The sequence below is a fragment of the Riemerella anatipestifer genome, from assembly GCF_009932355.1.
Lineage (GTDB): Bacteria > Bacteroidota > Bacteroidia > Flavobacteriales > Weeksellaceae > Riemerella > Riemerella anatipestifer_E.
In genome coordinates this window covers 87,047-110,742 of the sequence record NZ_LEKU01000022.1, presented here as the reverse complement: position 1 = coordinate 110,742, position 23,696 = coordinate 87,047, and the positions used below count along the sequence as shown (strand labels likewise).

At 35.4% G+C, this 23,696-nt stretch carries 22 protein-coding genes; 8 read left to right on the top strand and 14 right to left on the bottom strand.

The genetic code is table 11. The annotated features are described in order from the left end of the window. Nucleotides 1-23 precede the first annotated feature (23 nt). Nucleotides 24-1,538: a bifunctional phosphoribosylaminoimidazolecarboxamide formyltransferase/IMP cyclohydrolase gene (gene purH, locus GXW81_RS08570; protein WP_161531982.1), complete on the top strand. Its 1,515-nt coding sequence runs from the start codon at nucleotides 24-26 to the stop codon at nucleotides 1,536-1,538. Nucleotides 1,539-1,733: 195 nt separating this feature from the next. On the opposite strand, the gene GXW81_RS08565 is transcribed toward purH, so the two are convergent. The 7 genes from GXW81_RS08565 to GXW81_RS08535 form a co-directional block, all read right to left on the bottom strand. After that, the gene (locus GXW81_RS08565) at nucleotides 1,734-1,898 is read right to left on the bottom strand and encodes a hypothetical protein (protein WP_161531981.1); all 165 of its coding nucleotides are present in this window, start codon (nucleotides 1,896-1,898) and stop codon (nucleotides 1,734-1,736) included. A 96-nt stretch (nucleotides 1,899-1,994) separates the two neighbouring features. Beyond that, nucleotides 1,995-2,147, bottom strand: coding sequence for a hypothetical protein (locus tag GXW81_RS08560; protein ID WP_161531980.1), 153 nt, complete (start codon nucleotides 2,145-2,147; stop codon nucleotides 1,995-1,997). A 318-nt stretch (nucleotides 2,148-2,465) separates the two neighbouring features. Further along, complete coding sequence (locus tag GXW81_RS08555) at nucleotides 2,466-2,849, bottom strand: HU family DNA-binding protein (RefSeq protein WP_161531979.1); 384 nt, start codon at nucleotides 2,847-2,849, stop codon at nucleotides 2,466-2,468. Nucleotides 2,850-2,937: 88 nt separating this feature from the next. Beyond that, nucleotides 2,938-4,422, bottom strand: a complete 1,485-nt coding sequence (locus GXW81_RS08550) for a hypothetical protein (protein WP_161531978.1) — start codon at nucleotides 4,420-4,422, stop codon at nucleotides 2,938-2,940. A gap of 42 nt (nucleotides 4,423-4,464) precedes the next feature. After that, complete coding sequence (locus tag GXW81_RS10560; RefSeq protein ID WP_260393582.1) at nucleotides 4,465-5,358, bottom strand: hypothetical protein; 894 nt, start codon at nucleotides 5,356-5,358, stop codon at nucleotides 4,465-4,467. A 621-nt stretch (nucleotides 5,359-5,979) separates the two neighbouring features. Then, the gene (locus GXW81_RS08540; RefSeq protein WP_161531977.1) at nucleotides 5,980-8,655 is read right to left on the bottom strand and encodes a hypothetical protein; all 2,676 of its coding nucleotides are present in this window, start codon (nucleotides 8,653-8,655) and stop codon (nucleotides 5,980-5,982) included. 4 nt (nucleotides 8,656-8,659) lie between these two features. Then, a complete protein-coding gene (locus GXW81_RS08535) occupies nucleotides 8,660-9,643 on the bottom strand; it encodes a hypothetical protein (RefSeq protein WP_161531976.1) in 984 nt (327 codons plus the stop codon). A gap of 144 nt (nucleotides 9,644-9,787) precedes the next feature. Here GXW81_RS08535 and yaaA point away from each other — a divergent pair, with 144 nt between their 5' ends. The 4 genes from yaaA (at nucleotide 9,788) to ffh (ending at nucleotide 13,514) form a co-directional block, all read left to right on the top strand. Beyond that, entirely contained in the window at nucleotides 9,788-10,546 is a 759-nt protein-coding gene (yaaA, locus tag GXW81_RS08530; protein WP_161531975.1) for a peroxide stress protein YaaA, read from the top strand. Further along, on the top strand, nucleotides 10,546-11,391 hold the full coding sequence (prmC, locus tag GXW81_RS08525; RefSeq protein ID WP_161531974.1) for a peptide chain release factor N(5)-glutamine methyltransferase: 846 nt from the start codon (nucleotides 10,546-10,548) through the stop codon (nucleotides 11,389-11,391). Before yaaA ends, prmC begins: the two co-directional genes overlap by 1 nt. Further along, on the top strand, nucleotides 11,388-12,074 hold the full coding sequence (locus GXW81_RS08520; protein WP_161531973.1) for an RNA methyltransferase: 687 nt from the start codon (nucleotides 11,388-11,390) through the stop codon (nucleotides 12,072-12,074). Before prmC ends, GXW81_RS08520 begins: the two co-directional genes overlap by 4 nt. A gap of 75 nt (nucleotides 12,075-12,149) precedes the next feature. After that, the gene (ffh, locus tag GXW81_RS08515) at nucleotides 12,150-13,514 is read left to right on the top strand and encodes a signal recognition particle protein (RefSeq protein WP_161531972.1); all 1,365 of its coding nucleotides are present in this window, start codon (nucleotides 12,150-12,152) and stop codon (nucleotides 13,512-13,514) included. A gap of 69 nt (nucleotides 13,515-13,583) precedes the next feature. Here the strand turns inward: ffh and GXW81_RS08510 are convergent, their stop codons facing one another. The 5 genes from GXW81_RS08510 to GXW81_RS08490 all read right to left on the bottom strand — a co-directional run bounded on the left by GXW81_RS08510 (nucleotide 13,584) and on the right by GXW81_RS08490 (nucleotide 17,753). Beyond that, a complete protein-coding gene (locus GXW81_RS08510) occupies nucleotides 13,584-14,201 on the bottom strand; it encodes a protein-tyrosine-phosphatase (RefSeq protein ID WP_161531971.1) in 618 nt (205 codons plus the stop codon). 18 nt (nucleotides 14,202-14,219) lie between these two features. Beyond that, nucleotides 14,220-14,690, bottom strand: a complete 471-nt coding sequence (locus tag GXW81_RS08505) for a DUF6428 family protein (RefSeq protein ID WP_161531970.1) — start codon at nucleotides 14,688-14,690, stop codon at nucleotides 14,220-14,222. Nucleotides 14,691-14,745: 55 nt separating this feature from the next. After that, nucleotides 14,746-15,078, bottom strand: a complete 333-nt coding sequence (locus GXW81_RS08500; protein ID WP_161531969.1) for a helix-turn-helix transcriptional regulator — start codon at nucleotides 15,076-15,078, stop codon at nucleotides 14,746-14,748. A 174-nt stretch (nucleotides 15,079-15,252) separates the two neighbouring features. Continuing rightward, nucleotides 15,253-16,842, bottom strand: a complete 1,590-nt coding sequence (locus GXW81_RS08495) for a peptide chain release factor 3 (protein ID WP_103079615.1) — start codon at nucleotides 16,840-16,842, stop codon at nucleotides 15,253-15,255. A 68-nt stretch (nucleotides 16,843-16,910) separates the two neighbouring features. After that, nucleotides 16,911-17,753 carry an ion transporter gene (locus GXW81_RS08490; RefSeq protein WP_161531968.1) on the bottom strand — a complete coding sequence of 281 codons (843 nt, stop codon included), beginning with the start codon at nucleotides 17,751-17,753 and terminating at the stop codon, nucleotides 16,911-16,913. A 67-nt stretch (nucleotides 17,754-17,820) separates the two neighbouring features. Here GXW81_RS08490 and GXW81_RS08485 point away from each other — a divergent pair, with 67 nt between their 5' ends. The 3 genes from GXW81_RS08485 to GXW81_RS08475 all read left to right on the top strand — a co-directional run bounded on the left by GXW81_RS08485 (nucleotide 17,821) and on the right by GXW81_RS08475 (nucleotide 21,790). Then, nucleotides 17,821-18,918, top strand: a complete 1,098-nt coding sequence (locus GXW81_RS08485; RefSeq protein ID WP_161531967.1) for a Nif3-like dinuclear metal center hexameric protein — start codon at nucleotides 17,821-17,823, stop codon at nucleotides 18,916-18,918. Between the two features lie 4 nt (nucleotides 18,919-18,922). Further along, on the top strand, nucleotides 18,923-19,702 hold the full coding sequence (locus GXW81_RS08480; RefSeq protein ID WP_064969394.1) for a zinc ribbon domain-containing protein: 780 nt from the start codon (nucleotides 18,923-18,925) through the stop codon (nucleotides 19,700-19,702). Between the two features lie 81 nt (nucleotides 19,703-19,783). Continuing rightward, complete coding sequence (locus tag GXW81_RS08475; RefSeq protein ID WP_161531966.1) at nucleotides 19,784-21,790, top strand: S9 family peptidase; 2,007 nt, start codon at nucleotides 19,784-19,786, stop codon at nucleotides 21,788-21,790. Nucleotides 21,791-21,890: 100 nt separating this feature from the next. Here the strand turns inward: GXW81_RS08475 and recF are convergent, their stop codons facing one another. After that, nucleotides 21,891-22,973, bottom strand: coding sequence for a DNA replication/repair protein RecF (recF, locus tag GXW81_RS08470; RefSeq protein WP_161531965.1), 1,083 nt, complete (start codon nucleotides 22,971-22,973; stop codon nucleotides 21,891-21,893). After that, nucleotides 22,973-23,689 (bottom strand): hypothetical protein, encoded by a 717-nt coding sequence (locus GXW81_RS08465; RefSeq protein WP_161531964.1) that lies wholly within the window; start codon nucleotides 23,687-23,689, stop codon nucleotides 22,973-22,975. Before GXW81_RS08465 ends, recF begins: the two co-directional genes overlap by 1 nt. Nucleotides 23,690-23,696: the final 7 nt, after the last annotated feature.

Here is a 23,696-nt window from a genome sequence, read left to right as displayed (position 1 = left end):
TTCAATTATAATAAAAAGTAAAAATGAAAAAAAGAGCTTTAATTAGCGTATCAGACAAGACCAATCTTGTAGAGTTTGCCACATTTTTGGAGCAACACAATTATCAACTCATTTCTACGGGAGGCACATTTAAACATTTAAAGGAAGCTGGACTTTCTCCTATTCAGATAGATGAAGTTACAAAGTTCCCAGAAATGCTAGACGGTAGGGTAAAAACGCTACACCCAAAAGTACACGGAGGGCTTCTAGCCGTACGCTCTAATCCCGAGCATATGAGTACCGTAAAAGACCACGGCATAGAGCTGATAGATATGGTAATAGTAAACCTCTACCCTTTCTTTGAAAATGTTAACAAAAACATTTCTTTAGACGAAAAGGTAGAGTTTATAGACATTGGTGGACCCTCAATGCTTCGCTCGGCAGCTAAGAATTTTAATGCCGTTACTGTGGTTACCGATGTTAAGGACTATGCTAAAGTTAAAGCCGAAATTTCGGAAACAGGTGATACAACTTTAGAAACCAGAAAAACATTAGCTGGAAAGGTGTTTAACTTAACTTCGGCTTATGATGCTGCTATTTCTAAAATGCTTTTAGAGGAAGAATACCCAGAGTATCTTAATGCTTCGTATCAAAAAGTAGCCGATTTAAGATATGGCGAAAACCCTCATCAGTCGGCGGCTTATTATGTTTCTACTACCGAAAATGGAGCAATGAAAGATTTTGAGCAATTAGGTGGTAAAGAACTTTCTTTTAACAACCTAAGAGATATGGATTTATGCTGGAAGGTGGTTAATGAGTTCAAAAATGAGAAAGCGTGTTGTGCTGTTAAGCACTCTACACCTTGTGGTGTTGCTATTGGAGAAACCGCTTTAGACACTTACAAAAAAGCATTTGAATGCGACCCTGTTTCCATCTTCGGAGGCATTGTAGCAATGAACTATAAGGTGGATAAAGATACGGCTGAAGAACTCAACAAGACTTTCCTAGAGATTGTAATGGCGACAGATTTTGATGCTGAAGCCCTAGAAGTATTGTCTAAAAAGAAAAATCTAAGAATTATCAAGATTAAAAATCCTGTATCTGACCGCCAAGTATGGGTAAAAATAGACGGTGGAATGTTGGTACAAAACGCCGATGACCAATTCTCTGATGATATAAAAACGGTTACAGAAGTTCAGCCAACGGAAGAACAAACCAAGGCTCTACTCTTCTCCCAAAGGATTGTGAAGTATGTGAAATCTAATGCTATCGTAGTTACCAACGGCACACAAGCCTTAGGCGTAGGCGGTGGACAAGTAAATAGAATATGGGCTACCCAACAAGCCATAGAACGAGCGAAAGAGAAATTTAGTGGAGATTTAGTTTTAGCTTCTGATGCTTTCTTTCCGTTTAGAGATGTGGTAGATACTTGTGCTAAAGAAGGTATAAAAGCCATTATACAACCTGGTGGAAGTATGCGAGATGACGAAAGTATACAAGCGGCTAATGAGCATAATATCCCAATGCTATTCACAGGAATGAGACACTTTTTTCATTAAAAGATGATTAACACAAAAAACGATAAGCATCAAATTTTTTTTGATGCTTATCATTTTATAAAAAGATGCTTATGTTTTTAGAATTTCATAAGCATCTTTTTTATTTGTGCTTTTGCCTACGCCGAACCACTGCGTTAGGTTTCTTAACGGCTAGCCACCAAAGACCATTTTAAAACCGCTTTTAAATTATAACCTCTAGCTATTATCAACGCTCTGCGGAGCAAAGGTAAGTTTAGGGACAGCCCCCGTAGCGGTATTGGGAGCGATAGCTTCCAAATAGCAGGGGCTGTCCCGTGCCGTAGGCAAACCTAATCTTTGCTCTTGAATTTTTCGTCCTTTTGTTTCAAGACAAAAGGACATAAGTATATACTTTATACCTTCTTTTCCTTGATGAAACCTAACGCAGTGGTTCGGCGAAGCCAAAAGAAGCAAAAATCAAGGCTGTAACTCCTTTGGCTAAACCTCGTTACTAAAGGCTAAAATCCCCAAAACTCGCTCCATCGCTCCTTGCCAACACCTTTGCTCAAACAATGGGTATTTTTTAACACCTTTAGTAATGAGGTTCTTAACGCCGTCGGGGTTAGAGGTCAAATATTCTCTACCATACATAATAACCGTTCCAATCCCGACCTAAGGAAACGGAGGCGTTAAGAAAATGAGGCGTCCATTCGTTAAAAAAGACCTATTGTCTGAACAAGCGTAGGGCTTTAGCCTTGGCGTGAGTTCTAGGGCTTTTAGAATGGACGCCTCATTTTTAGCCGCAGTTTTCTAGTTTTGACTTTTTGGTCCTTTTTGGTCAAGCCAAAAGGACAGACAGATAACAAAAAGGACAGTTTATAAATTTTATGCTTATTAAAAAAAATCCGATGCCTATAAAATCTAAAACTTATAAGCATCGGTTTTTTAAAGGGGGCTTAGGGGTTATTACTAAGCCTTCTCGTAAGTAAGAGTAGCCAAGGTATCTTTTATTCCTTTAGCGGGAGTGAAAATCACTTTAGCTTGTTTAATGGCACTAGCCGTTACTTCTTTCTCCGTGGCTTTGCCCTCACTACTGAAACTCACTCGCAGACTGCCCAACTCTCCCAAACGAACAATCTGCCCATTAGCTAAGGACGATTGCATCACATCTACTAAAGCGTAGAGTACCGCTCTGATGTCCGCTCCGCTTACCGTGGAGATTTTCTCTATGTCTTTGGTAAGGTCGGTTAGGGTTTTTTCGCCACTACTTACAGGTGTAGCGTACCACTTTTTATCACCGCCACCGCTTACGCCCGGCTGACCTCTTTCTATTACTTTAAATTTTACTGGCATAATTTTTACTTTTTAATGATTTATAATAATTTTCTTTGATGATAAAAATACCTCACGATACCTATAAGTATCATGAGGAATAATTAAACTACTTTACCAATAAGGTTTCTAGTTTCTGCAAACGAGTCTCAAAGTTTTCTTTTTGAGATTTCAACTCATTTTCTAATTCAGCAATTTTTGCATCTTTTGCTTTTAAAGCTTTATCTTGCTCTATGCTGTGTAAATACAACTCTTCTATCTTCTCCACATTAGTCAATTGAGTTTCCATAAGGTCTATATAACCTTGCTTTTTGATAGCTTCTGCAGATTGATACCCTGGTAAATGCCCATTAGTTTTTACAAAATCTTCTACTTGGCTAAGGGTTTTAAAGTTATAATCTGCCTTTAGGCTAGAAGTACCTGTATAATACTTTTGAAATACATAGTCTGGGAAGAGGGTTGCCCCATTAGTCCCCATAAAAGCCGCTGCCTTTACTTTACCTGCTACTTCTACCATCTCAGTTGGATTATTTACTCCAACTCCTAATTTATCCCCAAAACGGACAGTTCCTTTATTAGTATAGAGGGCGTAGTTGTTATCAACTCCATCCCTCACATCACCAATTAGTACCCCATATTTATTTTTCACACTCCCCGGTTGTTCTTCCCCTTCTGCAGAGGCTGTTCTAATTATAATTCCTGCTAAAGATTTAACTTTTGATGGGGACAAATTGAAAGCATCAACTCTAGCTCCAAAAATATGGGCTATTGAATCTGCAAACTGGCTTCTGTTTGCTGCTGCAATGTACGCACCAGTAATCCAACCACCACTACTACTAATGGTTCGATTGGCAGGAATTTCTGTTATCAAATAACTACCATTTATAGCAACAGAGTCAAGAGCGGTTAATTTATCATCAGCAATTACACGCACTCCAAAACCAGCAGCGAAACTGGGGGAATTCCTTTCATTTAGTGTTTCTGAGGAAACAGCAATATTTACTCCTGTAGGAATATAGTTCTTAAAATAAGATAAACCTAAGCTGTCTCCGATGTTTAGTCGCCCAACCGTCTCATGAGTATTTATTCCTACTTTTCCGTTGTTATTTATAAAGACAGGTGTTTTAGCTCTTTTTGCTAAAATACCATTCAATTGTTCATTATATACCCACTCTTGTCCTTCTTGGCTAATACCATCGTTTAGCCTTACCCATTTACCATTGGTAATGTTACCATTGGTTTTGCCTGTAGGGTTAGAGAAATAGTAAAAGCCTTTTTGTAAGTTATTTGTGGTTTGAATGTTGGTATCCGTAGTAGAGCCTCCCTCTTTAGTATTATACACTATCATACCATCAAAATAGGTAGGATAGTTAACCCCATCAGCAGCATTAATATCTAGTTTAAAAGTAGAAAGGTCAGTCTGTGGGAACAACAACCCTTTACCTACACTAGTAGCCTGTCCATCGGTATTCTCTGAAGCATCTAAAAAAGCATTAGATCTAGCCTCTTCTGTTATTTTTTGATTTGTCTTTACTTGACCGTAAGCTGTAACCCCCGCTAAAAAACATAAAGCGAATATATATTTTAGTTTCATTATAGTATTATTTTAAATTAGTTGTCATTTTAAATCTGGAAATTATCTTCCGATAGGATACCATGTTTTACCTGTACTTACAAAAGCTACTCCTGAACGAGTGGCTAGTGTCCCAAAATTAAACGGATAAACATCTTCAGTACCTGAACTAGAAAACCCTAACCCCGTAGTTGTCCCATTGATAAGATAAATAATTCTCCCTGGATTAGCTGACGCACTTGGTAGTTGTAAGTTACCATTAATACCTGCGTTTGTAAGAACTATCATATAATCATGCTCTGAATAATCAGGAACTCCTGTTCCGTCGTAATTTCTAAGATTTGTTCCCGATTTTGCAGTATTAGTTAAACCATTGGCTCCATTTTTAGTTGGGTCTGTATCAATATTAGGTATTACATACACTTTGTTTTGTAAATAGAAATTACCATTTACATTCAGCTTTCCTGTAGCCCCTGTAGTAAAAGTCAGAGCATTGTTATTTTGGTTAATAGTCGTCGCTTCCGTAAGTGTACCTCCTAGCTTAATATTACCAGAAGCCAAAGTAAGACCATTAGTAGCCCCTACAGAAGAACCTCCTCCATTCTTTACCCACTTCGTGCCGTTCCAGTAGTAATAGCCTTTTTCTGTAATGTCTGCTACTTTAGCATCAGAGCCTGTATAATCTAAAGTGTTATCTACATAGATAAGCGTAGATTCTTTAATCATAGGGTTGGCGTGAGTTGTCATTAGCAAAGCTTTATTTTTACTCACATTAGGAATAATTAGCCCTTCTAAAGTCGTAGCTGTATTAGCAGATTTCCCTTTAATCTCCAAGGTAGCGTTAGGAGTATCTGTATTGATACCTACCTTACCATCGTACAATCCTTGTTGTCCGTAAGCCACTAAGCCTAAGCCTAAAAAGGCGAATACACTTAATTTTGTCATTTTTGTTTTCATAAAATTTAATTTTAAAATTGTTGATATTTAAAGTTTATAGATGTTAGATATTGGATATTTGACTTAAGGATTGATGAGGTAATACTAAGTTCTAAACTCTGACATCTCACCTCTAACCTTAAAAAACGCCTTCCCCCTCTAAACACACACAAAACGAGAGGAAAGGCTAAAACAGAACGAGCAGAACACTCCCCCTGAACACTAAAAGCACCCCACAAGAACAACAACAAATTAAGCTTATGAAATAGGAGTGCTTTTAGCAGATATTTAGGATAAACTAAACACGAAAAGCCCCCAATAAAAATTGGCGGAACGATGTTTTGTTTTAACGATAAAAGTTTAGAAAATTTTCTAGATAATACGACACATACGCAGGTAACTATCTCTGTGTGTGTGTGTGTGTGTGTGTGTGTGTGTGTGTGTGTTTACACAATTATTTGGAAGTACCAAATTTTTGTGTAAGTTTTTTTCACTTTTTTGTATATCGTTGATATTTCGTTTCATAAAACTACGGCAAACTTATAACCTTTTGCGAAGGTGTGCAAGTTTTAGCATAAGATTTTATTGGTTTATATATAAAAATTGGCTGAATCGTTTGATTCAGCCAATTTTTATAAACCTTTATTTCTGCATAAAATGCTTATAGTAAGAGCAACTTCCCATTAGAGATTTACTCGTTTCGGTATCGCTGTATTTTGTTTTCAATTCTGTGAAATAACTTCTGTAGTTCTGATTTTTAGCTTTGTCTAACTCTTGCTGGAATTTGTCTTGTTTTTCTTCCCAATTGGCATCATTATAATCCCAATTTGGGGTTTGATTGGCTTCCCATCGGTAATATTTCCCTTGTTCAGCACTTGCCATTTGGAAAAGTATTCTGGCTTGAGTTTCTCTATCTGTACTTTTTTCTAAAGCCTTTTTATAGTAACTAATAGCAACATCAAAGTTATCTGATTTTAAACCTATATTATTGTAAGTGAAGTTTTTGTAATAGTATAGAGGTGTGTATATTTCAGTATCCCCAAAGAAATTATATTTACCACCATTGCTATTGTCTATATCCATCACAAAGTAATGTCTGTAATAACCCAATATGGAAGTGTTATATAGAAGATTCCCTAATAACTGATTGGCACGGGAGGCTTTAACATCATTACCTTTGGCTATTTCTGTAAGTTTTAATACAGCTTCTGCAAGCTCCTTTTTATTCATATTATTTTTGATGAATTTAAAGTCAGAGATAAAACTTTCTGCTTTCATCGACTCGCTTTCAGGGCTAGTATAACTTACCCAAACATTATGTCCGAAAACTAAAGAAGAAACATTGTTGTAACCATTATAGCCTTTAATTTTCATTCTTACCGGTGTATTACTTTGCAATGATCCATCTTCTGAAAATGGAAACTCGTATCTAGGAATACCTATAAAACCACTTGCTTTGGTATAATAATCTAAAGCTTTTTTGAAGTTAGCCGAACGCATCTCGTAATCTCCATAGAGTACATTTATGAAATTTTGAGTGTCTTCACCTGTATCTATATTTTTAGCGAGAATGCTATTTTCAAAAGCATTTTTGTTTTTTCGTTTGTAAAATGCTTCAATATCTCGAACTAGATCTATATCCAAAATATCTTGCAAGCCTGAAAGTTTATTAGACATTAAGAAAGACTTAGCTCTCTCCCCTTGTAAGAAATATCTATTAGCTAAAATATCTGTAATAAAACCTGCCTCTGAGCTGTTATATCTGTCTTCGGAAATAGCGGTTACCAAATCAGGGTAAGTTTTCATGATATGTTGCTCAAACTCACTATCAATTCTTGGTTGAGAAAGAATATCGTTTAATAATTTCATTTTATCAATTTGGGTAAGATATTCTTGGTTGCTGGTGTTTATATTTTGTAATAAGCTACTGCTAGATTTATAATCTTTCTGTAAAAACTTTATATAAGCCTCTGATATTGCCCAAAACTCATCATCTGATTTAGTTTTAACTTTTTCTGTCAGTTTTTCTAGCTGTTCTATATAATCTTGCATTTTTTTATTGTATTCCTCATCAGTTCCTGAAGAAGAAACTACAGGCAAACGGTTAGGGTGATTTAACAGCTCATCATCAGAAAGCCCTTTACTTTCTTCGGCAGTTAAAACTTTAGGTTCAGAACTTTCCATTCCAAAAAGGTTCTTAAAGAACGATACTATTTTATCCCAAAACGAAGCACTAGCTTTGTTCTCTGTCTTACTTACTGAAAGAGCTGTTTTAGAGGTACCTACTTTGGTTTCCTTCTCATTATAGTAGTAATATGGCAGAAAATACCTTTCCAACTCATTGATGGCTCTAGCTTGAAGCACTTTTAAAGCCTCCGAATTAGGGTCTATCTCATAAATTTTCTCCATCATTGGGAGCGGATTATTAAACCCTTGATAGCCGAGAAGAAAATACGCCATTATCTTCTCTTTATCACTTTTAGCTCTGGAAAGCAGGTCTTCAAATGCCTTTTCGCTGGACAGTTTAATAGAAGTATAAGCCGTTTGTTTTCTAGAGTTTGAATTTATAAATACTTGGAAGAAATTCCAGTTGGCTTCGTCTTTCTGTCCTAGCCCACTTTGTGCTCCCGCCATTTGTTCTAAAGCCATATAATAGATGGCGTTTTTTAGACCTAATGGCTCTACATAGGTAGAAAAGGCTTTTACGGCTTTATCATAATTTCTATTGTAATGTTCAAAACGAACAATTTGATAGGCATACCTTAGTTTTATCTCTTTATTTGAGGTATTTTTATAAAAATTTATAAGGGTAGTAAGTGTATTTTCATAATCTAAAGTAGACGCGAGATTATAGGTTTCGTCGTCATAATAAAAACTATAGGTATTGTCATCATCATTGGCAACTCTGTTGATTCTAAGGTTATTCAGTTTTTTGGCCTCAATGAGATAATCCAAGCCTTCTCTATAGTTCTGATAAGCACCTAATTTCTGAAAAATAGCCTGATTTTGATACCCATCTTTAAACGAAATAATATCTTGTAACGGGAGCTTATAAACCAATGTTTTTACCTCATCGTAAGAAAGTTTATTGTTGAAGAAATTTTTCCAAAGTTGTAGATTATCATCAATGATAGCTATATTATCCGCTTCATAAAAAGGAGATGAGTAGGATAAAAGAAAAGGTGTATAAGACTTATCTTTGATGATAGTTTGCGTAAAGAGGTTAAAGTAATCACCGTCTGAGTCTTCCCAAGCACAGGCTTTAGAATTTTGGTGAAGTAATAATATAACGCCTAATGAAATAACTGCTTTTTTCATTGTTTTAAAGTTTTCTATTTTTAATAAATTGACTATCCAAATGATAGTAGATAATATGATAATGTTTTAATTTCTGGTCCAAAAATGTTTTAACTTCAGTCAGTTGTTCCTCTGAGATTTCCTCTATTCTAACGGTAAAACCTTTATTTAAAAAATATCCGAAGTAGAAACCATCTTCTAATATCACTGCTTCGGTGTCTGATATTTTCTTAAATTTATTATTGCTTAAATCGCTAATATTTAAAGCATTGATTAGCTTATGCTTACCCACATGATTGGTAACTATGCCCCAAGAATAAATTGGTAAGGCTACATCTATATTTTTGATGGGATACTGGTCTAAGGAAGCAAGATAATTTTTAAGTAAATCTACCTCTAAGATAGAGTTTTTACCATCGTTATCTAAAGGAGATGAGGTAGAATAACACATCAGATAAACTTTATCCACAGGTGGAATGCCCATTTTCTTCTTGTCTTTAACTTGATGCAAACGAAGCGTAGATGATACTTTTTTTGAAGAGACCTTTTTCAGTTCTTTTAAAAAGAGGAAAAAATCTTCACGGGTGGTTTCCGTCCAATCACAGTCTATTTGTATTTCTGTAAATGCTCTTTCCTTCAAGCCTAGACTCTTTTGTATCCTTAAAATATTATCAAAAGTAGCTTGTGCCATTTGAGCAATCTCTTCTTTGGATATATTGAAAAAAGTTCTGTTGGTAATAAATACCGTAGGTACAAATTGTTTTTCTGCATCTAGCAAGTGAGCATTACCACTAATAGGAGCTAGAATTTCCACTTTTTGCTCCTCTTTATCTATATCAAAAAAACGAATGTAAAGTGTATCTAATGAAGCCTTTTGCAATGCTTCTTTCTCTTTTTCGTCTAACTTAAAATGGGATTTCCAATAATAAAAAGAATATTTATGCTCTGTACTCTTTTGACAAGACACAAGCAAAGCGAATAACAATAGGAAAATAATCTTCACTCTCATAAAGTACAAATATAACCAAAATCTATTATGCTCAACTCAATTATGATAAATAACCAAACCAATTGATTTTATATATCGCAGTATGTTAGAAAAGAGATGCCTTTTTCTGTTTAGTATTTTTTAACTTTGCAAAAAAATAGATTTATGCTTATACTTTCTTCTCCAGCTAAGTTAATGAATGTCTCATTAAAATCAGATATGCTAAAAACTACCGAACCTCAGTTCATAGAAGATTCGGCGTTTATACAGTCATTTTTGAAAGAGAAAACCCCACAATACCTTTCTGATTTAATGGAAATTTCTTCCAAATTAGCAGATGAAAACTGGGAAAGAAACCAAAATTGGAGTACCTCACCTTCGGAAGAGGAGTCTAATGCAGCTCTTTATACCTTTACAGGAGAGGTTTATCGTGGGTTAGACGCTCCTACTCTAGATAAAAAAGCCGTAGATTATCTCCAAAAACACTATAGAATACTCTCGGGATTATATGGATTGTTAAAACCTTCGGATAGGATTATGTTGTATCGTTTAGAAATGGGTCGTCCGTTCCAATTTGATAAGTATAAAAATTTATATTCTTTTTGGAAGTCCAAAATTACAGCGGCTCTTAACGAGGAGTTAAAGGACGATGATATTCTCCTAAATCTTGCTAGTACAGAATACTTTAAATCAGTAGATACCAAAAAGCTAAAAGCGAAGGCTATAGATGTTAAATTCTACGAATACAAGGACGGTAAACTAAAAACCATCGTGGTTTATACCAAACACGCTAGAGGACTTCTCATTCGTTTTTGTGCCGAAACCAATGCCAAAACTTTAGATGATATTAAAGCCTTTAATTATGAAGGTTATCTTATAGACGAAGAACGCTCCAAAGACAATCAACTGGTATTTGTGAGGTAATGAAGTTGCTAGAATTACATTCTATTTTTAAGCGAGAGCTTTCGGAGCTTTATAATAATTCTGAGGTTTCTTGTTTGTGGGAAATTTTTGGAGAGCATTATTTAGGTTTAGACAAAATAGGACTGCGACAATCCGAAAACACCCAACTTCCCTCTCAACCGATAGTAAAATATACCGAAGCCATCAACCAACTAAAAAGCGGAAAGCCTTACCAACAAATTTTAGGCGAAGCCGACTTTTTTGGTATGAAGTTTTGCGTGAATCAACATGTGCTTATTCCTCGTCCAGAAACAGAGGAACTGCTAGACCATGCCATCAAAACCATTTCAAAAGAGTTTTCCCAACCAGAGATTAAAATTTTAGATATAGGCACTGGCTCGGGAGTGATACCTATTGTGTTGAAAAAACATTTTCCGAACGCTAGAATAACTTCCATAGATTTCTCTAAAGAAGCCTTAGCCGTCGCTAAAAAAAATGCAGAAAGACACCACACCGATATTGAGTTTATACTCGATGATTACCTTAATTATAAATTGACAACTCACTATGATGTGATTATTTCTAATCCGCCATACATAGATATAGAAGAAGTTTCTGAAATTTCGGATACTGTAAAGAATTTTGAGCCTCATTTAGCTCTTTTCTCTCCTTGTGCGGACCCTTTAGTATTTTACCGAAAAATAGCAACAGACGCCAAACAATATCTTAACAACGGAGGATTTTTATTTTTAGAAATAAACCAAAAACTAGGAGCGGAAACTTTAGCTTTATATAAAGATTCCAGTGATGCTCAACTCATCAAAGATTTATCTAATAATGACAGAATGATTATAGCAAAAAAATGAAGCCAGAACTAACCAACAACCTAGAAGATTTAGAAAAGACATTTCAATATTTAGCTCAATTCTTGACTGAAGAACGCCTGCAAAAAATCAACCATTATGCGGAGGAAAGCTCGGATTTCATTTTACCTGTGATGGAAGATGTTTATCAATATCGCAATGCTGCTGCAATCGTGAGAAGTGTAGAAGCGTGTGCTTTCCATAAGGTAGTGGCTTTAGAAAAAGATAATATTTTTGACCCAAACCTAAGCGTTACCAAAGGTGCAGATACATGGGTAGAAGTAGAAAAAATGCCTAGAAATAAGGCTTCCCTAGAGAATATAAAAAAGCGTGGTTATAAAATAGTGGCTGTTTCGCCTGAAAATAATGCAACAATGCTCCCAGATTATAAGGTAGAAGTGCCCATTGCTCTAGTTTTTGGCACCGAATGGGAAGGGGTTTCTGATGAATTACTAGACTTTGCGGACGAAACTTTGGCAATACCAATGTATGGTTTTACTAAGAGTTTTAATGTTTCTGTGGCGGCGGCGATATGTATGTACGAACTCAAACAAAAACTTCTTAATTCTACCATAGATTACAAACTTAGCCCCGATAAAAAATGGCATACCAAAATAAGATGGGCAGTAAATTCTATAAGAAGCGGAGAAGAAATTTACCATAAATTTTTACGAGAAAACTTTTAACAATCCATAAGCCACAGTACTTATTCGGAAGAATGCTAAATTTTCCTTATTTTTGCCACTCAAAATAAAGCGATTATGTTCAATAGTTTACAAGATAAATTAGATAAGGCTCTTCATAACCTTTCGGGAAGAGGTAAAATTACGGAAATTAATGTAGCTGAAACGGTTAAAGAAATTCGCCGTGCCTTAGTAGATGCCGATGTAAATTATAAGGTAGCTAAAGACCTTACCAAGCGAGTACAAGAGAAAGCCTTAGGGCAAGATGTACTTACCAGCCTAACGCCTGGGCAGCTAATGACCAAAATAGTACACGATGAGTTGGTGGAACTAATGGGTGGTTCTCAAGAAGGTATCAACCTTTCAGGGAAACCTACAGTTATCCTAATTGCAGGGCTTCAAGGATCTGGTAAAACTACTTTCTCTGGGAAATTAGCTAACTATCTAAAGAAAAAAAGAGCTAAAAATCCGCTTTTGGTAGCGTGCGATGTTTATCGTCCTGCTGCGATAGACCAGCTAAAAGTACTAGGAAGCCAAACAGGAATTCCGGTATATACCGAAGAGGAAAATAAAAACCCTTCTACCATAGCAGAAAATGCCGTTAATTTTGCTAAAGCTAACAAACACGATGTGGTTATTGTGGATACTGCAGGTCGTCTAGCGATAGATGAACAAATGATGAACGAAATAAAATCAGTTCATTATTTCATCAAGCCTACGGAAACCTTATTCGTTGTGGACTCTATGACGGGGCAAGATGCTGTAAATACAGCTAAAGCCTTTAATGATGCTTTAAACTTTGATGGTGTTGTTCTTACAAAATTAGATGGGGATACCCGCGGTGGTGCGGCTCTTACTATTCGTTCTGTAGTTAATAAGCCAATTAAGTTTATTTCCACAGGAGAAAAGATGGAAGCTTTAGACCTTTTCTATCCTGAAAGAATGGCAGACCGTATCTTAGGGATGGGTGATGTAGTGTCTTTAGTGGAAAAAGCTCAAGAACAATTTGACGAAGAGGAAGCCAAAAAACTACAGAAGAAAATCGCTAAAAATGAATTTGGTTTTGATGATTTCTTAAAGCAAATTCAGCAGATTAAAAAAATGGGTAACATGAAAGACCTTCTTGGTATGTTACCAGGTGTAGGCAAAGCCATTAAAGATGTGGATATAGATGACAACTCATTTAAACACATAGAGGCTATTATCCACTCTATGACGCCAGAAGAAAGAAGAAGACCTAGCATTATAGATGTTAATAGAAAAAAGAGAATAGCCAAAGGAAGTGGTAGAAAACTAGAGGAAGTAAACCAACTTATGAAGCAGTTTGACCAAATGGGCAAAATGATGAAAATGATGCAAGGACCCCAAGGCAAACAGCTTATGGCAATGATGGGCAAAATGGGAGGCGGTATGCCAGGCATGGGAGGTCTATTCGGAAGATAGTAGAATAAAAATATAAACCGAGAGAAAATTTCTCTCGGTTTTTTATATAAAAGATTAAATATCGCCTGTTTATTTAATATTCCGAAATACATACAACATTTCCGTGGCTATTTGTAAGCTTCTTTCGGCGTAAACAGAAGTTTGTTTAGGCGTATCATCAGAAATTTTAGGGTCTTCATAAGTTATGGAAAATCGTTTTTCTGTACCTAGAACGGAAGGACAATTGTCATCTACTTGAGAACAAGTCATAACAGCAGTAAAATTTTCCTTAGGATTAAAAGAATGGTCTAGAGTTTTGGAAAATCCGATGATAGGCATTTCATTATCGGAGTATTTTATCGCATAGATGGGATTGCTTTCATCTTTTGACAATACCTCTATGGAAAAACCTACATTACGAAGAGTATCTACTATTTTAGGAAATAGAGCCGTAGTTTCCGTTCCTGCGGAGTAGCATTCTATATTATAAATTCCAAAGTAATAAGCCATAGTCTTTGCCCATATTTGACAAAGATGACTCCTGCGAGAGTTATGTGTGCAAATAAAATTAAGCCTAATAAATTCTCCCTTCCTTTGCTTTTCTGTAATGAAGTCTATAAGAGGTTGTAATATTTTTTTTCTTTCTTCCGAAATAGAATTGACATCTAACTGCTCTATGAAATTCTGAATTTTAGATAATAAAGGCATAGTGTTCTATTTTTTAAATTAACAACATCCAGAGCTAGGGTCACAGCAATTGGTTTTATTTTGAAGCTCTGAAAGTTTTAATTTAGGCTTTTCAGTAGGGATTCCGCATTTATCAGGAGCTAGGCAATCCGTCTGCTTAGTTGCAAGAACAAAGTGATTACCTTGGAAATCTAAACCAAATTTTTGAATACTTTCTCCTTGATATTCTACTTCTATTTCCTCATCTGTAAGTTGTAATTGTTTTTCAGAAAGAGTAATGATGTCCAATAATTTTTCAGGAGTTAGTCTGTGGTCATAATCTGTTGCCGTCCATAGCTGAAAGTTTACCCACTTTTCTTTTCTTACTGTTCCACCACAATCTATAAAATCTTTGGTAATTTGACCTACCTCTGTAATATGAAAATGTGGCGGAATAAAATCTCCATTAGGTATTTGAAAATCAATTCTGTCTAGTGTAGCTAGTACTTTTTTAAATTCTGATAATTTCATAATAATTTAATTTTAGTTAATCGCAAATAAACGATAGTTGTTATATATTTTTTTATCAATCACAACAAGAGGATTGAAGTTTTTTATCAAAAAAATTAAAGAATAAAGATTTGGCAAGATTCCATTTTTCTTCATCTATACAATATTTTATTTTTGGAGGATTAAGCTCTCCTTTTATAAGTCCTACTCTTTTCAGTTCTTTAAGATGTTGAGAAATAGTAGATTGTGCCAATGGGAATATATCTACCAAATCTCCTGTAAAACAAGAATTTTGTTGTTCTAAATAAGATAAGATAGCAATACGAGTAGGATGAGCCAAAGCTTTTGCAAAGTCGGCTAGTAATTCTACATCTCCTGTATAATCAATAGGTTCTAAATTTCTTTTCATAAGTTCATCGCAAATGTACGATTGTTTTTTAAACTAACAAGAAATTAGATTTATTTTTTACCTTTATTTCATATCTACTTGATATAGATATATCATATCTTCAATTATCATAAAAAAGAGAGATGATATAATTAAAATCATCTCTCTCTTTACTTTTAAAATCTAAATTTTTCTCTATCTATTAAACTCACTGATAAAATGTAGCTTCACATTAGGGAATTTCTCTTGTGTCATTGTAATTGTAAATGAAGAATCTGCTAAGAAAACCAACTGATTGTATTTATCTCTAGCTAAAAAACGCTGCTTTAGCCTTGCAAATTCTTGGAACTCTGCTGACTTCTCATCTGCCTCAACCCAACATGCTTTGTGTATGCTTATAGGCTCATAAGAACATTTGGCACCATACTCGTGTTCCAATCGGTATTGGATAACTTCATACTGTAACGCTCCTACTGTACCTATAATTTTTCTTCCGTTCATTTCCAAAGTAAATAGCTGTGCCACACCTTCGTCCATCAGTTGGTCTATACCTTTAGCTAGCTGTTTTGCTTTAAGAGGGTCGTTATTATTTATATATCGGAAGTGTTCTGGAGAGAAGCTTGGTATACCTCTAAAGTTAAGTTTTTCTCCTGCCGTTAAAGTATCTCCAATACGGAAATTACCCGTATCATGCAAACCTACAATGTCTCCTGGATAGCTCTCATCTACCACCTCTTTTTTATCCGCAAAAAACGCATTTGGAGAAGAAAACTTCATCTTTTTATTTTCTCTTACTAAAAGATAATTTTCATTTCTTTTGAATGTTCCCGAAACAATCTTTACGAAAGCTAAACGATCTCTGTGCTTAGGGTCCATATTCGCATGGATTTTAAATACAAATCCTGTAAAGTTTTTCTCCTCTGGCTTTACCACCCTCACATCAGACTCTTTAGGCTGAGGCATTGGTGCTATATCTATAAAGGCATCTAGGAGTTCTCTCACTCCAAAATTATTAAGCGCAGAACCAAAAAACACAGGCTGCTGCTCTCCTTTCATATAAAGCTCTCTATCAAATTCAGGATAAACAGATTCTATAAGCTCCAACTCTTCTCTTAAGGTTTCTGCTGCTTTTGTACCTATCGCATCGTCTATTGCTTTATCCTGAATATCATCAAAAGTAATGCTCTCGCCTACTTTTTGTTTCTTTTCCTCTAAAAACAGTTGGATATTTTTCTCCCAAATATTATAAATCCCTTGGAACTGAGCTCCCATACCTATTGGTAAAGAAAGAGGCACTACACTAAGTCCTAACTTCTGCTCAACCTCATCTAGCAAATCAAAGGCATCTTTACCTTCTCTATCCAATTTATTGATGAATACCAACATTGGGATATTTCTCATACGGCACACCTGAACTAATTTTTCAGTCTGCTCTTCTACCCCTTTAGCTACATCTATCACAACGATTACAGAGTCTACCGCTGTAAGAGTTCTATAAGTATCCTCAGCAAAGTCTTTGTGACCTGGCGTATCTAGTATGTTTATTTTATGATTTCTATATTCAAATGCTAGTACCGAAGTCGCTACCGATATACCTCTCTGGCGTTCTATTTCCATAAAGTCCGAAGTAGCTCCTTTCTTTATTTTGTTTGATTTTACGGCTCCTGCTTCTTGTATTGCCCCACCAAATAAAAGTAATTTCTCAGTAAGTGTGGTTTTTCCCGCATCGGGGTGAGAGATAATCCCAAAGGTTTTTCTTTTTGCAATTTCTTTTTCTAAAGACATTAGTAAACTGTTTTTTGAGACTGCAAAAATCGGTATAATTTTTTGATTAGAAAAACGCCTTTCTTAATTTAGTCTTTTAATCGTTCACCACAGATTTTACAATATCTGGCATCGTCATCATTATTAGGGTTGCCACAGCGTTCACAATCGTTATCCTTTTTCGTTCTTAACTTCATTTCGGAAGTTACAATTCCTGTAGGAACCGCAATAATGCTATAACCACAAAGCATCAAAATAACCGATAAAAACTTACCTAAAGGTGTTACAGGCGATATATCTCCATAACCTACTGTAGTCAAAGTAACTACCGCCCAGTAGATGCAGGTAGGAATATCCACAAAACCATTTTTACCGCCTTCTATCACATACATTACAGAACCTACTAATACCACTATAATAGTGATAAATAGCATGAATATATAGATTTTCCTTGAACTTTTCTTGAGTGCTTGCACAATGTATTGCCCATCACGCATGTAATCCATCAGATTAAGTATTCTGAAAACCCTCAGCATTCTTAACAATCGGATAATCATAAAGAACTTAGTCTGTGGGAAAAACAAACTCAAAAAGAACGGTATTATCGATAAAAAATCAATAATACCCATAAAGCTAAAAATATAATCTTTTTTATTTTTGACGATTACAATTCTCAAGATATACTCTATTGTAAAGAAGATAGAAATCGTCCACTCAATAGCTAATAAAAAATAGTGATATTGCTTATCTACAGGTCTTAAACTTTCCAAAACAACAGTAAGTGTACTAATTAAAATAAGGATAAGAAGTACAATATCAAAAAGTTTCCCCAATGGCGTATCTGCACCATAGATAATGCGAAATAGCTCTTTCTTCCAACCTTTTTCTGGAACGAGATTATGCTCTTTTTTTATTCTGACTCTATGTATCATAGCCGCTGCGAAAATAACAAATAAATAATAAATTCTTATTTTCGTGGAAAAATAATTCAGTTTTTAAATGAAAATAAAAGAACTAGTAGCAGAACTTAATCGCCTCGTACCCTTCGCACAAGCAGAAAATTTTGACAATGTAGGTCTTCTTTGTGGCAATCCTGAAAGGGAAGTTACAGGCGTTCTTATATCTCACGACACGCTAGAACACATTGTAGATGAAGCCATTGAGAAAAACACCAATGTTATTTTATCATTTCACCCTATTATTTTCTCTGGTTTAAAAAGTATTACTGGCAAAAACTATGTGGAAAGAAGTGTGATGAAAGCTCTAGAAAACAAAATTGCCATTATTGCCATACACACCGCATTAGATAACGATTTTATGGGTGTTAATCATAGAATTGGAAAAGAATTAGGATTAAAGAACCTTAAAACTTTAATGCCTAAGAATCATGATTTGCAAAAGCTTTCCGTCTATGTACCTAAAGACTACGAAGAAAAAGTAAAAGATGCTCTATTCTCAGCTGGAGCAGGAAGTATTGGCTTTTATAACGAATGTAGTTTTAATATCAAAGGAACAGGCACTTTTAAACCCCAAGAAGGCTCTCAACCATTTATAGGACAGCAAGGCACAAGGGAAAGCGTAGAGGAAACTTTAATCTCCGTTATTTTTGAAAAGTATAAAAAGAACACCATCATTGCAGCAATGAAAGCCGCTCACCCATACGAAGAAGTGGCTTACCAAATTTACAATCTTGAAAACGAAAATCAATATCTAGGCTTAGGTCAATATGGTGAATTTGAAAACGAAATCTCCGAAGAAGACTTTTTAAACTTAGTAAAGAAAACTTTTGGATTACAAGTCATTAGACACAGCCAAAAACTCAATAAACCTATCCAAAAAGTAGCAATGCTAGGCGGAAGCGGTGCTGATGGTATTAAAGCCGCAATCACCAATAGATGTGATGCTTATCTAACAGCTGACCTTAAATACCACGACTTTTTCCAAGCGGAAAATCAATTATTGTTATGCGATATAGGACACTTTGAGTCTGAACAATTTATCATACAACAATTATTTGAACTTTTATCAGAAAATTTTACTAAATTTGCAACCTTGAAAACCACTCAAAGTACTAACCCTGTAAATTACTTTATATAAAGATATGGCTAAGAAAACAAACGACATTTCTGTAGAAGAGAAACTAAGAGCATTGTATGATTTACAATTTATAGACTCTCGTTTAGACGAAATTAGAAATACAAGAGGTGAGCTTCCTATTGAAGTAGAAGATTTGGAGATAGAAATAGAAGGTTTAGGAAAAAGAGCCGAGAAGTTTGCTACCGAAATCAAAGAGCAAGAAGTTGAAATAAAAAATAAAAAAGAACTCATCTCTCACGCACAAGGGCTTATAGAGAAATATAAATCTCAGCAAGACAATGTGAGAAACAACAAAGAGTTTGAAGCTCTAGCTAAAGAAATAGAATATCAAGAGTTAGAAATCCAACTAGCGGAGAAGAAAATTAAAGAGTTTGGTGCTAAAAAAGACCACAAAACAGAATCTTTAAACAATCTAGAAGCTAAGATTGAAGAGTTACAAAGCCACCTTACTTTTAAAAAGAACGAACTAGAAAGCCTCATCGCAGAAACTCAAAAAGAAGAAGAGTTTTTACTAGAAAAATCTCAAGAGTTTGCAGATAAGATAGACCAAAGGCTTCTAGCATCTTACCAAAGAATTAGAAAAGGGTCTTCTAACGGTCTTGCAGTAGTAGGTATAGAGAGAGGAGCTCCTAAAGGGTCTTACTTTACTATTCCACCACAGAAGCAGATGGAAATTGCTCAAAGAAAAAAGATTATTATAGATGAGCATTCTGGTAAAATCTTAGTAGATGACGATTTAGTGATTGAGGAAACAGAAAAAATGAAGGAAATAATCAAATTCTAAGAAAATAAATCTTATCTATCCGCTCTAAATAGAGCGGATTTTTTTATTTTTGAGCTTTACTTAACCTATAATGCTTAATTTATGATAAACTTAAAACAAAAAATGCTGGCTGTGGCGACCAGTCTCCCGATGCTCGTCAGTGCTCAAAATCTTATGACACCAGAGAAGTTGTGGACGCTTAAAAGAATGAGCGTTCAGGTGGTTGCACCAGACCAATTAGGGTTAATCTATAAAGTGGGACAAACCGACTTAGAAACAGAAAAAACCAATTCCGAAAACTACTTTCTCAATTTAAAAAACAATCTTTCGTCTAAAGTTAATTTTAACGGAAAAAGCATCTTCCAATGGGATAAGAATGGTATCTATGCTACAGAAGGTAAGCAGATATTCCTTTCAAAAGACCAAGGTAAAACATGGAGTTCATTCTATACTCTACCTGATGATGCCGATAATGTTATTGTATCTCCCAACGGAAAAAAGATAGCTTACAGCAAAGAAGTGCTTGTAGAAAAGGTGCTTGGCAAAGAAAAATACAATGATGTACCTAATACAACAGCTCATGTTTATTCTGACCTAAACCATCGCCATTGGGATTACTTTAATCAAGGAAGATACAACCATATTTTTGTGATAGATTTAGACAAAAATAGCTCTCCTAAAGACTTACTAGAAGGTAAAAAGTGGGACAGTCCGCAAAGACCTTTTGGAGGAGCAGAAGATTTTGTATTCAGCCCTGATTCCTCTCAATTATTATTTGTAATGAAGCCTTTGGAAGGAGCGGAATATGCTAAATCTACCAATACAGATATTTTCTCTTATCATTTTGATAGCGAAACTATAAAGAACCTTACCGAAGCCAATAAAGGCTATGATATGAGCCCTAAGTTCAGTCCTGATGGCAATTACCTTACTTGGTTAAGTATGGCAAGAGACGGCTATGAGGCGGATAAAAACGACCTCAAAATTATGGATTGGAAAACAGGAGTAATAACCAACCTTACCAAAGATTGGGACGAGTCTGTTACTGGAGATTTCTTTTGGAGCCAAAACAATCAGTTGCTTTACTTTACGGCGGCTTACAGAGGTACTAAACAGCTTTTTAGCATCAGTCCTAAATCTAAAAAGGTAACTAAAATCACAGAAGGAATTTTTGATGTAAACGATATTATCACAGAAACCAAAAACCAACTTTTAGTTACTAGAACAGACATCAATCACAATGCTGACTTATTCTCCGTAAACACCAAAAACGGAGCGATGAAGCAAGTTACCGAAGTTAATAAAGAGATGTACCAAAACATCGCCACTTCTAAATCTGAGCTTAGAATGGTAAAAACTTCGGACGGCAAAGAGATGGGCGTATGGTTCCACTATCCACCTAACTTTGACCCTAACAAAAAATATCCTGCACTACTCTATTGTCAGGGAGGTCCGCAGTCTGCATTAACGCAATATTTCTCGCTTAGATGGAACTTTGCACTAATGACGGCTAACGGCTATATCGTTATCGCTCCTAACAGAAGAGGTATGCAAGGCTGGGGTGTAGAATGGAACGAAGCTATTTCTAAAGACTGGGGCGGACAACCTATGAGAGATTATCTTTCTGCCACAGATTACGCTAAAACACTTCCGTTTGTAGATGGAGACAGAATAGCTGCCGTAGGTGCCAGTTATGGTGGTTACAGTGTATTGATGTTAGCAGGGATACACCAAAACAGATTTAAGACCTTTATTTCTCACAATGGTCTATTTGATATGAAATCTTGGTATCTTAATACCGAAGAGCTTTGGTTTGCGAACTGGGATTTGGGTGGTTCTCCTTACGATAACCCTCTACCAAGAGCTTATACAGAGTTTAATCCGAGTAACTATGTCCAAAATTGGAACAAGCCTATGATGATTATACAAGGGCACAAAGATTACCGAGTGCCTTATGAGCAAGGGCAAGGCGCCTTCCAAGCGGCAAGACTAAAAGGGCTAAAAGCCAAACTACTCTACTACCCTAACGAAAACCATTGGGTTCTAAAACCTCACAACGGTTTAGTATGGCAAAGAGAATTCTTTGATTGGTTAAAAGAAACTCTTTAAGGGTACTAACATAGGATATAATAATAAAGGATAGGTTTATAAACCTATCCTTTATTGTTTTTAATCAACTGAAAATTAAGCCATTTCAATTTTATTTATATTAAGCTATCTCAAAAATACGGCTTTCTTCATTGATGTTTTTTACTACGGCTTCCGTTCGTTCTTTATGGGTATCTGTAATGAATATCTGTCCAAAATGTTCTTTGTTCACTAATTCTATAAGTTGAGCCACACGGCGGTCGTCCAGCTTATCAAATATATCGTCTAACAGCAACAGTGGAGTCTTCCCTGTAATTTCTTTAATACGGTTGATTTGAGCCAATTTTAACGCAATTAGAAACGACTTCTGTTGCCCTTGGGAACCAATTTTCTTTATCAAATCTCCACTCATCTCAAAACGAAGTTCGTCTTTATGAATACCTTTAGAAGTGTAGGTCAGCACTCGGTCTTTTTCTACATTTTGAGATAGCACTTCTTCCATTGTTTGCTCTTCCAAATCCGATTGATAAGCTATATCCACCTCCTCTTTACCATTAGAAATCATATTATAAAAATGTAAAAAAGTAGGCAGTAGTTGTGTGATAAACAGGTTCCTCTTTTCAAAAATCACCCCTGCATATTGGCACAAAGGCTCATCATAAATCTCTAGCGAATCTTTATCAAAATATCTATTTTTAGCGAAAGACTTCAGTAAGGCATTTCTTTGTTTAAGTGCTTTTTGATACTGCATAATAGAGTGCAAATACTCAGCATCTACCTGCGAAATCATTGCATCTAAAAATCGTCTTCTGCTCTCCCCAGAATCAGAGATAAGATTGGCATCATAGGGAGAAATCATCACACTTGGCAAAAACCCAATATGGTCTGACAAACGAGCGTAAGACTTATCGTTCTTCTTTACCAATTTTTTAGCGTCTTTGCTTTGGATAATTTTTAATATCGTTTCTTTTTCGCCATCATCTACCACCGCTTCTAAAGTAAAGAAGTCCTCCCCCGTCAAAATATTATTAACATCAGAATTTCCTAGAAAACTTTTACCCACGGACAAATAGTGCAAAGCGTCCAAAATATTGGTCTTCCCTGCTCCATTATTTCCTACGAAACTATTGATTTCGAGGGAAAAATCAAATACTCGCTCTTGATGATTTTTGAAATTTGTTAAATATAATTTTTTGATAATCATTACTGAAAAATTAGCCAAAAATACTCCAATAAAATCAAAAATAAAAGCGGAAGCCCACAACAAGTTTCTACCCACAGAGAAAAATACCAATCAGGCTTACTTTCAGACGCACCATAAACCAAAGCTAAAGCCACCATAACAGCTCCACTAAATGCCACCGCATAAAGTGTATTAAAATAAATAAACGATAGCCCTCCGCTAAAAACAAGTAAAACATAAGCCAGCCTTTTAGTCGCCGCTACGCCTATAAACTTAGGAAATGTTATCACTTTATCGCTAGATTTATCTCGTATATCAAAAGGTAATACCAATGCCGAAACATAAAGAAAACTCACCCTAAAAATAGCCCCATCTATTTTGGGTAAAAACAGCCAAGCACTTACCAAAGCCCAACCTAACCCTACATAAAATATCTTTAGTAATGGTATTTTTCGGACAAAAGTATTCAAAAAACGAGAGTTATAAGCCAAGCCCAGCGATAAAATCGTAAGCCATTTCAATAGAACATCAACACTATAAAAAGACAAAATCAGTATGACGCCGAGTACAAAACTAACTGCATTAACTACTAATATTCTACCAATGATTGGCTTCCTATATTGATACTTGGTATAGAGATAGCCATTAAAATAAGTGAGAAAAACCAAACTCAATAATTCAACTGAAATCTGAACTTTGGTATTATTGACAAAAAAGACAGTCAGAGCTGTCCCCATTAAGGAA